The organism is Hydrogenophaga crocea, assembly GCF_011388215.1.
GTDB classification, from domain to species: Bacteria; Pseudomonadota; Gammaproteobacteria; order Burkholderiales; family Burkholderiaceae_C; genus Hydrogenophaga; species Hydrogenophaga crocea.
In genome coordinates this window covers 1343052-1355828 of record NZ_CP049989.1, presented here as the reverse complement: position 1 = coordinate 1355828, position 12777 = coordinate 1343052, and the positions used below count along the sequence as shown (strand labels likewise).

At 70.1% G+C, this 12777-nt stretch carries 10 protein-coding genes and 1 tRNA gene; 7 read left to right on the top strand and 4 right to left on the bottom strand.

Features of this window, described 5'->3' with window-relative positions; all coding sequences use genetic code 11:
• The first annotated feature begins 187 nt into the window (after positions 1 to 187).
• Positions 188 to 955, top strand: coding sequence for an MHYT domain-containing protein (locus G9Q37_RS06635; RefSeq protein ID WP_166226299.1), 768 nt, complete (start codon positions 188 to 190; stop codon positions 953 to 955).
• Here G9Q37_RS06635 and G9Q37_RS06630 read toward each other — a convergent pair.
• A complete protein-coding gene (locus G9Q37_RS06630; RefSeq protein WP_166226296.1) occupies positions 946 to 3087 on the bottom strand; it encodes a hypothetical protein in 2142 nt (713 codons plus the stop codon). The two genes, G9Q37_RS06635 and G9Q37_RS06630, sit on opposite strands and share 10 nt — an antisense overlap.
• A 225-nt stretch (positions 3088 to 3312) precedes the next feature.
• Here G9Q37_RS06630 and dapC point away from each other — a divergent pair, with 225 nt between their 5' ends.
• From dapC to G9Q37_RS06600, 6 genes are read left to right on the top strand one after another with little or no spacing between them, the layout of a single operon-like run.
• Positions 3313 to 4536, top strand: coding sequence for a succinyldiaminopimelate transaminase (gene dapC / locus G9Q37_RS06625; protein WP_166226292.1), 1224 nt, complete (start codon positions 3313 to 3315; stop codon positions 4534 to 4536).
• 32 nt (positions 4537 to 4568) lie between these two features.
• Complete coding sequence (dapD, locus tag G9Q37_RS06620; protein ID WP_166226288.1) at positions 4569 to 5393, top strand: 2,3,4,5-tetrahydropyridine-2,6-dicarboxylate N-succinyltransferase; 825 nt, start codon at positions 4569 to 4571, stop codon at positions 5391 to 5393.
• Between the two features lie 35 nt (positions 5394 to 5428).
• Positions 5429 to 6586, top strand: a complete 1158-nt coding sequence (locus tag G9Q37_RS06615; RefSeq protein ID WP_166226284.1) for a PilT/PilU family type 4a pilus ATPase — start codon at positions 5429 to 5431, stop codon at positions 6584 to 6586.
• The gene (gene dapE, locus G9Q37_RS06610) at positions 6586 to 7758 is read left to right on the top strand and encodes a succinyl-diaminopimelate desuccinylase (protein ID WP_166226281.1); all 1173 of its coding nucleotides are present in this window, start codon (positions 6586 to 6588) and stop codon (positions 7756 to 7758) included. The genes G9Q37_RS06615 and dapE overlap by 1 nt, the downstream gene beginning before the upstream one ends.
• Positions 7759 to 7763: 5 nt before the next feature.
• The gene (gene prmB, locus G9Q37_RS06605) at positions 7764 to 8639 is read left to right on the top strand and encodes a 50S ribosomal protein L3 N(5)-glutamine methyltransferase (protein ID WP_166226278.1); all 876 of its coding nucleotides are present in this window, start codon (positions 7764 to 7766) and stop codon (positions 8637 to 8639) included.
• Positions 8636 to 10588, top strand: coding sequence for an ABC-F family ATP-binding cassette domain-containing protein (locus tag G9Q37_RS06600; protein ID WP_166226275.1), 1953 nt, complete (start codon positions 8636 to 8638; stop codon positions 10586 to 10588). Before prmB ends, G9Q37_RS06600 begins: the two co-directional genes overlap by 4 nt.
• A 120-nt stretch (positions 10589 to 10708) precedes the next feature.
• On the opposite strand, the gene G9Q37_RS06595 is transcribed toward G9Q37_RS06600, so the two are convergent.
• The 3 genes from G9Q37_RS06595 to G9Q37_RS06585 all read right to left on the bottom strand — a co-directional run bounded on the left by G9Q37_RS06595 (position 10709) and on the right by G9Q37_RS06585 (position 12768).
• Positions 10709 to 10784 (bottom strand) — tRNA-Lys (locus G9Q37_RS06595).
• Positions 10785 to 10822: 38 nt separating this feature from the next.
• Positions 10823 to 11653, bottom strand: a complete 831-nt coding sequence (locus G9Q37_RS06590) for a tRNA threonylcarbamoyladenosine dehydratase (RefSeq protein WP_240936549.1) — start codon at positions 11651 to 11653, stop codon at positions 10823 to 10825.
• Positions 11650 to 12768 (bottom strand): YeeE/YedE family protein, encoded by a 1119-nt coding sequence (locus G9Q37_RS06585; protein WP_166226271.1) that lies wholly within the window; start codon positions 12766 to 12768, stop codon positions 11650 to 11652. The genes G9Q37_RS06590 and G9Q37_RS06585 overlap by 4 nt, the downstream gene beginning before the upstream one ends.
• Positions 12769 to 12777 lie beyond the last annotated feature (9 nt).

Genomic DNA, 12777 nt, shown 5'->3' with positions numbered 1-12777 from the left:
TGGCAGGGGCCCGGCCCTGGAAGGGCTCGGCCGGGGGATGATACCTGCGGGCCCCGGGTGCGAAATTTCATGGTCAGAACGCACGGCGGACGCGATCGGCGCTGCCACGGCCTTGTCGCATTGAAAGCATGCCAACAAAATTCGGGCAGGCCTTTCCTGAATACCAAGTGCTGACAGAGACCCGATCATGAATCCGACCGTGAATACTTCCTGGGACGCCGGCCTCGTGGCCCTGTCCTTCGCTTTCGCCGTTGCCGGCTCCTTCGTGGCGCTCACCGCCGCCGGCCGCCTGCGCGGCCGCCGGGGCGAGCTGGCCTGGAGCAACGTGCTCACCGTGGGCATCGCCCTGGGCGGCGTGGGCGTGTGGTCCATGCACTTCATCGGCATGCTCGCGCTGCGCATGGACGTGGGCAGCAGCTATTCCATGCTCGAGACCTTCACCTCGCTGCTGGTGGCCGTGGGCGCCACCGCGGGCTCGGTGGTGCTGGCCGCGCGCCGCCCCGACAGCCTGGCGCGTCTGCTGCTGGCGGGCTTCCTGCTCGGCATGAGCGTGGTGCTCATGCACTACCTGGGCATGTTCGGCCTGAAGATCTACGGCTTCATCGCCTGGGACATGGGTCTCGTGGGCCTGTCCATGCTGATCGCCGTGGTGGCGGCCACCGCCGCGCTCTGGCTGGCCTTCAACATCGCCACGCTGCCGCGGCGCATTGCGGCCTCGGTGGTCATGGGCGTGGCGGTGTGCGCCATGCACTACACCGGCATGGCCGCGGCCGAGTTCGTGTGCACCACCACCGAGCGCACGGCCATTCCGCAGGGCACGGGCTATGTGGCGGTGTTCAGCCTGCCCATGCTGGTGATCGCCACCACGGTGATGCTCACGCTGATGCTCTCGCTCGACCAGTTCTATCAGGCCCTGCGGCAGAACGCGCTGCGGGCGCGCCGGGCTCAGGTGTAAGACCCGCGCCAGGCAGGGGATTGGTGGCTGTTCAGGTAGATCGCCACGACGCCACGCTCGTCGGCGTTGAGCAGGTCCAGGCCGTGGCTGCGTTGAAGCGTGAAGATGTAAGCGGCGAGGTCCCGGGTCTCGTCCGTGGCGAGCGAGCCCACCGACACCGGCAGTTGTGCCATCCACGCGCACACACGTTGTTGGGCCCGCTTCTCCTTGCGGCCTGAGAGCAGCCGCTGCACGCGGATCAGCGTCTCGGTGCAACACAGCCGCGACGAGATCGCGTGCGGCTTGGCGTCTTGAAGGCGAGCGATCCATACCGTGTCGGCGCGGCACAGCAGGCTCAGGAACCGATCGGCCCATGGCCACTGGCCGGGGCTCGCCTCCAACAGCCGACAGGCCGTGTTGACGAGCATCTTGGCCACGCATTGCTGGTAGTCCTGGTCGGCCGGGAATTGCGCCAGCAGCAAAGACGTCCAGGCGATCAGGTCGTCGTGCTGCTGCGCGCCCGCGATCTGCGCGGCGAGTTCGTTGATCTCTTCGGGCCGGATGGGGTGCTCGCCGTGCACGGCCTTGCGCAGAATGCCGGCGAACACCTGGCTGGTGAGCGCGAAGTCCTGGTCGTCCGACGCCAGCTCGCCGCGCCAGAGGTACTGCACGCGCCAGGGCGCCTTCTCGAGCCCGTCGGGGGCCAGGCGCTGCACCAGGGGCGGCTCCAGGGGGCCCAACAGCGCCTGCAAGGGCTTGCGGGCGTCGAGCGGCAGACTCGCCTGAAAGGCCGGATCGGCGCAGGCCGTGAGCACCAGGGCCGCGAGCAACCAGCGCAGATGGACATTGTCCTGAAGGTCCACATGCGCGCGTTCGCCCGCGCCGGCCGCCTCGAGGACCAGCCGGCTCGAGGCCGGCGCGGCACAGTGCTGGCGGAAGGCATGGCCCACGGCGTGGGCGAACGAGGTCTGGGCGTTGCGGTACAGCTGGCCGAGCAGCCAGGCCAGGCGCTGGTCATCCACACGCTTGTCGGCGTACAGCGCGGCCACCTCGCTGCAGACCGCGTGCAGCCGCAAGGTGGCGGTGCCCTGCTTGAGCAGCAGGCGCGAGGCCTCGACCACGTCCTGGTAACAGGCCAGGCAGCCCTCGGGGTGCTCGGCTTCGCCGCTCACGATCTGCCCTGCCCGCCGCCGCAGGAAGCCGACCCCCAGGTTCCACCAGACACTGCCCTCGGGCGGCTCCTCGTGCACACGCAAGGCCGCCAGCACCTGGGCGGGCGGTTGCTCCAGGCCCACGGTGAGCGTGCCCCAGGTGGGGCGCGGCTGCGGACCGCGCCCCATGCCCGAAGCCGCGAGGTCGGCGGCCTCGGCGAGCCGGGCCAGGGCCTCGGCCAGCGGCGGACAGCTGCGCAGGCACCAGGCTTTCGCCGCCGCGTCCTCGCAAGCCGTCCATTGCCGGTGCAGCGCGCCAGCGGCCCAGGGCGGGCAGCCGGCGATCCAGGCCAGCACATCCCGGCCCTCGGCGCGGGTGCGCAGGGCCCGGCCCAGACCCGCTTCCAGGCATTCGATCCAGGCCCGCCGGTCGCGCGCCTCCGACAGCCGCGCCACCACGGTGTGGATGGCCGACGGGCAGCGGCCCAGCAGGTTTTGCTGCATGCGCGGCGTCAGGCGCCCCATGAAGGCGCAGGCCACCGTGGGCGAATGCGCGGCCAGATCGACCAGCACGGCCAGCGCCCACTGGGCGTCGCCAGCGATGCGGGTCTGCCCGTCGAGCGCCACCAGCCGCACGCCCCGCGTCGGCGCCGACATCAGCGAGGGGGCCTTGACCAGCACGTCCAGCACGCCCGGCCCAGGGCGCGAGCCCACGCCGAGTTCGTTGAGCACGAGCAGGGCGTCGGTCAGTTGGCGCAGGGTGTCCGCCGCGGCCGGGCCCGTGAGGTGCAGGCCGTCGGACTCGAACCAGGCCTGGCCCACGCCCAGGCGGCCCTCGGTCACCGCGCCCAGGAGCATGGGCAGCTGCCAGTTCGGCGGCACCGCCATGGTGGCGTGGCGGTCGCCTTGCAGCGTGATGCTGAACGGCTCGCCCTCGGGCCGGACCTCGGCCAGCGGCTCGGCGCGGGGATTCAGAACCGTGTCCTCGTCGATGCGGGGCAAGACCGCATCCGGGGTCGCTGGCGGCGAACGCCGGTCCGGCGGGCGGCCGCTGCCGGTGCGGTGGGCGCTGCGGGTGCCGCGGTTCAGCGAAATGAAGCTCGATCTCTTGTCCATGCCTGGCCCTAGTCGGTGTCGGCCGGCGAGACTAGCGGCGGCCCGTGCGCTTGGGCCCGGGCCTCGGCCGCATGACAGATTCATCAGCGCCCTCCCCGATAATCGCGGCCCATGAACCCCCTGCTCCAGCGCCTGCAGCCCTACCCCTTCGAGCGGCTGCGCCGGCTTTTTGCGGACGTGAAGCCCGCGTCCGCCCACCGCCCCATCAGCCTGGGCATCGGCGAGCCCAAGCACCCCGCCCCCGATTTCCTCAAGCGCGCGCTGGCCGACGCCCTCGGCGACGGCCTTTCGAGCTACCCCGCCACCGCGGGCGAGCCGCGGCTGCGCGAGGCCTGCGCCGGCTGGCTGCAGCGGCGCTACGGCCTGGCGGTGGACGCGGCCACCCAGGTGCTGCCGGTGAACGGCTCGCGCGAGGCGCTGTTTGCGTTCGCGCAGGTGGTGGTCGACCCCACGCGCGAAGGCGCCACCGTGGTCTGCCCCAACCCCTTCTACCAAATCTACGAGGGCGCGGCCCTGCTCGCGGGCGCGCAGCCGCACTACGTGGCCAGCGTGGCCGAACGCAATTTCGCGGTCGACTGGGACAGCGTGCCCGAGGCCGTCTGGGCGCGCACGCAGCTCATCTACGTGTGCTCGCCGGGCAACCCCGCGGGCGCGGTGATGCCGCTGGACGAATGGCGCAAGCTGTTCGCGCTCAGCGACCGCCACGGCTTCGTGATCGCCTCCGACGAGTGCTACAGCGAGATCTACTTCCGCGACGAAGCCCCGCTGGGCGGCCTGCAGGCCGCGGCGCAGCTGGGCCGCAGCGACTTCAAGCGCCTGGTGGCCTTCACCAGCCTGTCCAAGCGCAGCAACGTGCCGGGCCTGCGCAGCGGCTTCGTGGCGGGCGACGCCGAGCTGCTCAAGGCCTTCCTGCTCTACCGCACCTACCACGGCGGCGCCATGAGCCCGGTGGTGCAGGCCGCGAGCGTGGCCGCCTGGGGCGACGAAGCCCACGTGGTCGACAACCGCCGTCTCTACCGCGAAAAGTTCGCCCAGGTCACGCCGGTGCTGGCCGAGGTGCTCGACGTTGCCCTGCCCGATGCCTCCTTCTACCTCTGGGCCGGCGTGCCCGCGGCCTTCGCGCAGCGCGCCCCGGGCCTGAGCGCCGACGAGGCTTTCGCGCGCGAATTGCTCGCTCAATACAATGTGACCGTCCTGCCCGGCAGCTACCTCGCGCGCACGGTGCAGGGGCACAACCCCGGTGCCGGGCGCGTGCGCCTGGCCCTGGTGGCCGGCGTCGACGAATGCCTGGAGGCCGCGCACCGCATCGCCGGCTTCTGCCGCGCCAACGCCTGACCGATTCCCTTTCTCCCCTAGCCCATCACCCCATGAGCCAACAACTGCAAGCCATCATCGACACCGCCTGGGACAACCGCGCCTCGCTGTCGCCCGCCGCCGCCCCCAAGGAGGTGACCGACGCCGTCGAGCACGTGATCGCCGAGCTCAACAAGGGCCGCCTGCGCGTGGCCACCCGCGAAGGCGTGGGCCAGTGGACGGTGCACCAGTGGATCAAGAAGGCCGTGCTGCTGTCGTTCCGCCTCAAGGACAACGAGATCATGCGCGCGGGCGACCTGGGCTTCTTCGACAAGGTGCAGACCAAGTTCGCCCACCTCTCGCCCGAAGAGATGAAGGCCACCGGCGTGCGCGTGGTGCCGCCGGCCGTGGCCCGCCGCGGCAGTTTCATCGCCAAGGGCGCCATCCTCATGCCCAGCTACGTGAACATCGGCGCCTATGTGGACGAAGGCACCATGGTCGACACCTGGGCCACCGTGGGCAGCTGCGCCCAGGTGGGCAAGAACGTGCACCTCTCGGGCGGCGTGGGTCTGGGCGGCGTGCTCGAACCCCTGCAGGCCAACCCGACCATCATCGAAGACAACTGCTTCATCGGCGCGCGCTCGGAGATCGTCGAAGGCGTCATCGTCGAGGAAAACTCGGTGATCAGCATGGGCGTGTACATCGGCCAGAGCACCCCGATCTACGACCGCGCCACGGGCGAAGTGAGCTACGGCCGCGTGCCCGCGGGCTCGGTCGTGATCAGCGGCAGCCTGCCCAAGGACGGTGGCAAGTACAGCCTGTACGCGGCCGTGATCGTCAAGCGCGTCGATGCGCAGACCCGCGCCAAGACCAGCCTGAACGACCTGCTGCGCCCGTAAGAAGTCGAACCAACCACCGCCGTGAGGGAGATGGCATGAGCAGCGGAACGATGGAGCGCATCCTGCGCCTGATGGCCGACAAGAAGGCCTCGGACGTTTACCTCACGGCGAACGCGCCGGCGATGATCAAGATCAACGGCCAGGTGATCCCGATCAACAGCCAGGTGCTGCCCTCGGAGGCGCCGCGCAACCTGCTCAGCGAGATCGTGCCCGCCACGCGCATGGAGGAGCTGCTCGAAACCGGCGAGCTCAACATGGGCGTGACGCTCGAAGGCCTGGGCAACTACCGCGTGAGCGCCATGCGCCAGCGCGGCTCCATCGCGGTGGTGATCCGCTACGTGCCCAGCGACATCCCGCCGCTGGACACGCTCAACGTCGCCCCCATCCTGGCCGACCTGGTGATGGACAAGCGCGGCCTGATCCTCATGGTGGGCGCCACGGGCGCGGGCAAGAGCACCACGCTCGCGGCCATGATCGACCACCGCAACGAGCGCGTCAGCGGCCACATCCTCACGGTCGAAGACCCGATCGAATACACCTACCGCAACAAGCGCTCGGTGGTGAACCAGCGCGAGATCGGGCCCGACACGGTGTCGCTGCAGACCGCGCTCAAGAACGCGCTGCGCCAGGCGCCCGACGTGATCCTGATCGGCGAGATCCGCGACCGCGAGACCATGTCGGCCGCGATCGCGTACGCCCAGTCGGGCCACCTGGTGCTGGCCACACTGCACGCCAACAACAGCTACCACGCGCTCAACCGCATCCTGAGCTTCTACCCCGTCGAGGTGCGCCCCACCATGCTGGGCGACCTGGCCGCCGCACTGCGCGCCATCGTGTCGCAACGCCTGCTGCGCACGCCCGTGGGCGGCCGCCTGCCGGCCATGGAGGTCCTGCTCAACACCGCGCTGATCGCCGACCTGATCCAGAAGGCCGATTTCTCGGGCGTGCGCGAAGCGATGGAGAAGTCGCTGGCCGAAGGCTCGCAGACCTTCGAACAAGACCTGGCGCGCCTGATCCACGAAGGCCTGGTGACGCGCGAGGAAGGCCTGGCCCAGGCCGACTCGCCCAACAACCTGCTCTGGCGCCTGCAGAACGACTTCGCGCCCAGCGCCGCGCGCGGAGCGGATGCCGCCGACGAAGACGCCACCGACACGCCCTCGTTCACCGAGTTCACGCTCGACGTTAAATTCTGATGTCCGACACCCTGCGTCTGGCCGAGGCGCTCATTGCCCTGCCCTCCGTCACCCCGCGCGACGCGGGCTGCCTCGAACTCATCGCGGCGCGCCTGCAGGCCATGGGCTTTGCGTGCGAACGCCTCGACAGCGGCCCGGCCGACTTCCGCGTGAGCAACCTCTGGGCGCGCCGCGGCACGGGCCAGCGGCCCACGCTGGTGTTCGCGGGCCACACCGACGTGGTGCCCACCGGCCCGCGCGAGGCCTGGGCCAGCGACCCCTTCGTGCCCAGCCACCGCGACGGCAAGCTCTTCGGCCGCGGCGCGAGCGACATGAAGACCTCCATCGCGGCCATGGTCGTGGCCTGCGAGCGCTTTCTTGCCGAACAGCCCGATCCCGGCATCGACATCGCCTTTTTGCTCACGAGCGACGAAGAAGGCCCCGCGGTCGATGGCACCGTGGTGGTCTGCGAGACCCTCAAGGCGCGCGGCGAGCGGCTCGACTGGTGCATCGTGGGCGAGCCCACCTCGGTCGAGCGCACCGGCGACATGATCAAGAACGGCCGCCGCGGCACCCTGAGCGGCAAGCTCACCGTCAAGGGCGTGCAGGGCCACATCGCCTACCCGCACCTGGCGAAGAACCCCATCCACCTGGCCGCGCCCGCCCTCGCCGAGCTCGCCGCCACCGAGTGGGACCGCGGCAACGCCTACTTCCCGCCCACGAGCTGGCAGATCAGCAACATCCACGGCGGCACCGGCGCCACCAACGTGATCCCGGGCACCGTGGTGATCGATTTCAACTTCCGCTTCAGCACCGAGCGCACGCCCGAGTCGCTGCAGGCGCAGGTGATCGAGATCCTCGCGCGTCACGGCCTGCGCGAAGGCGCCGACCACGACATCGCCTGGACCCTGGGCGGGCGGCCCTTCCTGACGCCGCCCGGTGCGCTGGTCGACGCGGTGCGCGACGCCATCCGCGACGAGACCGGCCTGCACACCGAGCTCTCCACCACCGGCGGCACCAGCGACGGGCGCTTCATCGCCCAGGTCTGCCCGCAGGTGGTCGAGGTGGGCCCGCCGAACGCCACCATCCACAAGATCGACGAGCACGTGGTGCTCGCCGACATCGAACCCCTGACCGCGATCTACCGCCGCACGCTGCAACACCTGCACGCGCGGACCGTGCAGAACGCCTGACACCCGTGACCCTGCAAGAACTGCTGGCCCAGGCCGAAGCCCGCCTGGACGCCGCGCAACTGGCCTATGGCCATGGCACCACCAACGCCCACGACGAGGCCGCCTGGCTGGTGCTCTGGCGCCTGGGCCTGCCGCTGGACAGCGACCTCGACGCCCTCGCCGGCCGCGCCGTGAGCGGCGACGAAGCCGCCGCGGTGGACGCGCTCATCGCGCGCCGCATCGACACCCGCGAGCCCGCGGCCTACCTGACCGGCGAGGCCTGGTTGCAAGGCGTGCCCTTCCACGTCGACCGCCGCGCCATCGTGCCGCGCAGCTTCATCGCCGAACTCATCGCCGACGGCAGCATCGACCCCTGGCTCGGTGAACACACCCAGGCCGTGCTCGACCTGTGCACCGGCAACGGCAGCCTCGCAGTGCTCGCGGCCATGGCCTGGCCAGAGATCCGCGTGACCGGGGCCGACCTCTCGCCCGAGGCGCTGCAGGTGGCGCGCATCAATGTCGAGCGCCACGGCCTGGGCGAACGCATCGCCCTGGTGGAAAGCGACGGGCTCGCGGCCTGCCCCGGCCCCTGGGACCTGATCGTGTGCAACCCGCCCTATGTGAACGCGCAGAGCATGGCCGCCCTGCCCGCCGAGTACCGCGCCGAGCCCGAACTCGCGCTGGCCGGCGGTGCCGACGGCATGGACTTCGTTCGCGCGCTGCTGCGTGACGCGCCGCGCTGCCTGAACCCGCAGGGCGTGCTGGTGCTCGAGATCGGCAACGAACGCGAACACTTCGAGCGCGCCTTCCCGCGCCTGCAGTCCGTGTGGCTCGGCACCAGCGCGGGCGACGACCAGGTGCTGCTGCTCACGCGCGACGCCATCGTGGAGGGCCAGCCATGATCACGCTGCGCGACGTGGTGCTGCGACGCGGCGTCAAGGTGCTGCTCGATGGCGCCACGCTCACCATCAACCCCGGTGAAAAAGTGGGCCTGGTCGGCCGCAACGGCGCAGGCAAGTCCAGCCTGTTCCGCCTGCTCGACGGCACGCTGCACGAAGACAAGGGCGAGTTCCAGGTGCCCGCGCACTGGCGCATGGCGCAGGTGGCGCAGGACATGCCCGAGACCGACCAGAGCGCCACGCGCTTCGTGGTCGAAGGCGACGTGACCCTGCTCGCGGCCGAACGCGAGGTGGCCGAGGCCGAGGCCAGCGACGACGGCGAACGCATGGCCCACGCCTACATGGCGCTCAACGACGCCGGCGCGCACGACGCCAATGCGCGCGCCCAGGCCCTGATCCTGGGCCTGGGTTTCCGCCTCGACGAGCTCGAGCGCCCGGTCAACAGCTTCTCGGGCGGCTGGCGCATGCGGCTGCAGCTCGCGCGCGCCCTGATGTGCCCGAGCGAGCTGCTGCTGCTCGACGAACCCACCAACCACCTCGACCTCGACGCCCTGGTCTGGCTCGAAGCCTGGCTGCAGCGCTACCCCGGCACGCTGCTCGTCATCAGCCACGACCGCGAGTTCCTCGACGCGGTCACGCAGGTCACGGTGCACATCGAACACGCGCAGCTCAAGCGCTACGGCGGCAACTACAGCCGCTTCGAAGACATGCGCGCCGAGCAGATGGCGCTGCAGCAGGCCGCGTTCGCGCGCCAGCAGGACAAGATCGCCCACCTGCAGAAGTTCATCGACCGCTTCAAGGCCAAGGCCAGCAAGGCCAAGCAGGCGCAAAGCCGCGTGAAGGCGCTCGAGCGCATGGAGCGCATCGCGCCCGTGCTCGCCGAGGCCGACTTCACCTTCGAGTTCGCCGAACCCGCCAACCTGCCCAACCCCATGCTGGTGCTGCAGGACGTGGACTTCGGCTACCCCGGTGAAGACGGCGCCGGCCCCGCCACCATCGTGCGCGGCGTGAACCGCTCGGTGCTCGCGGGCCAGCGCATCGGCATCCTGGGCGCCAACGGCCAGGGCAAGTCCACCGTGGTCAAGACCATCGCGCGCACGCTCGCCCCGCTGGCCGGCACCGTCACCGAGGGCAAGGGCCTGAACATCGGCTACTTCGCGCAGCAGGAGCTCGACGTGCTGAGCCCGCGCGACAACCCGCTCGAGCACATGATCCGGCTCGTGAAGGAGACCACCGCGCAGGGCCGCCTGAGCGGCCAGCCCACGCGCGAGCAGGACCTGCGCAGCTTCCTCGGCACCTTCAACTTCACCGGCGACCAGGTGTTCCAGGCCGTGGGCAGCATGAGCGGCGGCGAGAAGGCGCGGCTGGTGCTGTGCATGATCGTGTGGCAGCGCCCCAACCTGCTGCTGCTCGACGAGCCCACCAACCACCTCGACCTCGCCACGCGCGAGGCACTGTCGGTGGCGCTCAACGAATTCGAAGGCACGGTGATGCTGGTGAGCCACGACCGCTCGCTGCTGCGCGCGGTGTGCGACGAGTTCTGGCTGGTCTCGCGCGGCGGCATCGCGCCCTTCGATGGTGACCTTGACGACTACCAGCGCTACCTGCTCGACATGGCCAAGCAGGCGCGCGAGGCGCAACGCGAACAGGCGCGCGCCGCCGAGCCACCCGCGCCCGCCCCCGTGGTGGACCGCCAGGCCGAGGCACAGCGCCAGAAGCAACGCAACGAACAACTGCGACCGCTCAAGAAAGAGCTCGCGCAGATCGAACAGCGCATGGCCAAGCTCGGTGACGAGCGCGCCCAGCTCGAAGCCCAATTGATGCAAGCCACGCAAGACCCGGCCCGGCTGGCCGAGGCCGGGCGTCGGCTCAAGGCGGTGGAAAGCGAGCTCGCGACGGTCGAGGCGCGTTGGCTCGAACTCAGCGAAGCGATCGAACAGGCGGGGGCCTGAAGCCCCGCCGCTTGCGCTGCGAAGCCCGCCCTGGCGCGGGCTTTTTTGTGGCCGCTCGCGGGACGGGCGCGCACATAAGAAAAAGCCCCTGACCTTGCGATCAGGGGCTTCCCTTGTTGGTGGTAGGACGTGGCAGGCTCGAACTGCCGACCAACGGATTAAAAGTCCGCTGCTCTACCAACTGAGCTAACGTCCCACACTTTTCACGTCAAACGTTTTGTTTGCTGCGAAGCCTCAGATTATAGCGTCGTTTTTGACCTCTTCGAAAGAGGCCTTCACTTTTTTGACATCGCCGCGCGCGAAGCCGTCGAGCAGCCAGCCCGCCGCGCACAGGCCGAAGGTCGCGGTCACGCTCACCACCGAACCGTAGCCGTGGCAATTGAGCGAGCCATCGACCGACGCATCGCCCCCGACCGCGCACGACGGGTCGGGCGGCGCCACCGATTCCTTGCTGTGCACACAGGCCACGCGCAGGGCCCCGGCGCGCGGCGCGGCGTGGTGCTTGCGCAGGCGGTAGCGCAGTTGCGCGAGCAAGGGGTCGTGCGTCACGTCGGCGAGGTCGGCGATCTGCACCGCCTCGGCGCGGCGCTTGCCGCCGGCCGCGCCCACGCTGATGAAGGGCACACGCTGTTCGCGCGCCCACGCGGCCATGGCGGTCTTGGCACGCACCTGGTCGCAGGCGTCGATCACGCCATCGGGCCGCTGGCCCCGCAGCAGCGTGGGCCAGTTGTCGGCATCGACGAAATCGTCGACCAGTTCGAGTTCGATGTCGGGGTGAAAGCCCAGGATGCGGTCGCGCATGGCCTCGGTCTTGGCCTGCCCCAGCGTGGCCTCGCTCGCGTGCACCTGGCGGTTGATGTTCGATTCGGCCACGTGATCGAGGTCGATCAGCGTGAGGCGGCGCACCCCGCTGCGCGCCAGGGCCTCGGCGGCCCAGGAGCCCACGCCCCCGATGCCCACCACCACCGCGTGCGCGCCGAAGATGCGCTGCGCGCCCTCGACGCCATAGAGCCGGCGCAGGCCGCCGAAGCGGCGCTCGAAGCGCTCGGCCTCGAGCGTGTTCACGCGCTGCGCTCCAGCAGCCAGATCTGGAACTTGAAGCCCAGCACCGCGCCGGCCATGATGCCGGCGACCGCGATGGCGCTGATGAGGCTCAGCGTGGACAGGCCCGACAGGCCCTGGCCCACGGTGCAACCGAGCGCGGTCACACCGCCCACGCCCATGAGCACCGCGCCCACGAGGTGCAGCGCCGTGTCCTGCGTGTCGCGGAAACCTTCCCAGCGGAAGCTGCGGTCGATCAGCGCGCACAGCAGCGAGCCCGCGACCACGCCCAGCACCGTGACCACACCGAAGGTGAGCAGCTTGCTCTTGTCGCTGAAGAAGATCAGCCAGTCGAGCGTGTAGGCCATGGGCGCGGTGAAGGTGAGCGACTCCATGCGACCGGTGTTGCTCGCGAGGTAGACCGGGTCCAGCGTTTCGGGGTGCTCGGGCACGAAGCCCAGCCGACCACTGACCCACCACATGCCCACGATCACGAGGCCGATGCCCAGGCCACCGAGCAGGTTGTTGAAGGTGCGGAAATCGGCGCCGAGCAGCGCCCACACGATCAGCGCGCCGCCCACGAGCAGCGCGGCCGCGAGGCCCGCCACGCCGGGCTCGACACCGAAGCCCGTGGCCAGCCACGCGGGCAGCGCGGCGCCGGCGCCGATCTCGAAGGCCACCTGGTCGACGGTGGCGTTGCGCGCCACGGCGAACACGCCGCGCAGGGTCATGAAGGCGGCCAGACCCATCACGAAGAACACCACCAGCGATTTGAGACTGCCGCCGCCGATGCGCACCAGTGTCTTGCTGCCGCAGCCCGAGGCCAGCACCATGCCGACACCGAACAGCGCGCCGCCCACCAGGGCCGAGAGCCAGACGATGCGTTTGCCGGTGTAGATGGAGGCGCTGGTGTCGATCAGGCCCAGCCAGCCCAGCGCGTAGAAGCCGATGGCCGCGACGCCCACCGCCATGCCCCACATGCGCATGCGGTTCCAGTCGCCCATGTTCACGATGTCGCTGACCGCGCCCATGGTGCAGAAATGGGTGCGCTGGGCGATGAAACCGAAGGCGGCCGCGACCGCAAACGCGGCCCACAGCACGGTGTGACGAAGGGAGTTCAGCGCGGCGAGTTCATCCATAGGGCCGCG

Excerpts from the sequence above, each read along its gene's own strand:
- G9Q37_RS06635 (WP_166226299.1), top strand. The coding sequence starts at position 188 with ATGAATCCGACCGTGAATACTTCCTGGGACGCCGGCCTCGTGGCCCTG.
- dapC (WP_166226292.1), top strand. The coding sequence starts at position 3,313 with ATGAACCCCCTGCTCCAGCGCCTGCAGCCCTACCCCTTCGAGCGGCTG.
- dapD (WP_166226288.1), top strand. The coding sequence starts at position 4,569 with ATGAGCCAACAACTGCAAGCCATCATCGACACCGCCTGGGACAACCGC.
- G9Q37_RS06615 (WP_166226284.1), top strand. The coding sequence starts at position 5,429 with ATGAGCAGCGGAACGATGGAGCGCATCCTGCGCCTGATGGCCGACAAG.
- dapE (WP_166226281.1), top strand. The coding sequence starts at position 6,586 with ATGTCCGACACCCTGCGTCTGGCCGAGGCGCTCATTGCCCTGCCCTCC.
- G9Q37_RS06600 (WP_166226275.1), top strand. The coding sequence starts at position 8,636 with ATGATCACGCTGCGCGACGTGGTGCTGCGACGCGGCGTCAAGGTGCTG.
- G9Q37_RS06585 (WP_166226271.1), bottom strand. The coding sequence starts at position 12,768 with ATGGATGAACTCGCCGCGCTGAACTCCCTTCGTCACACCGTGCTGTGG.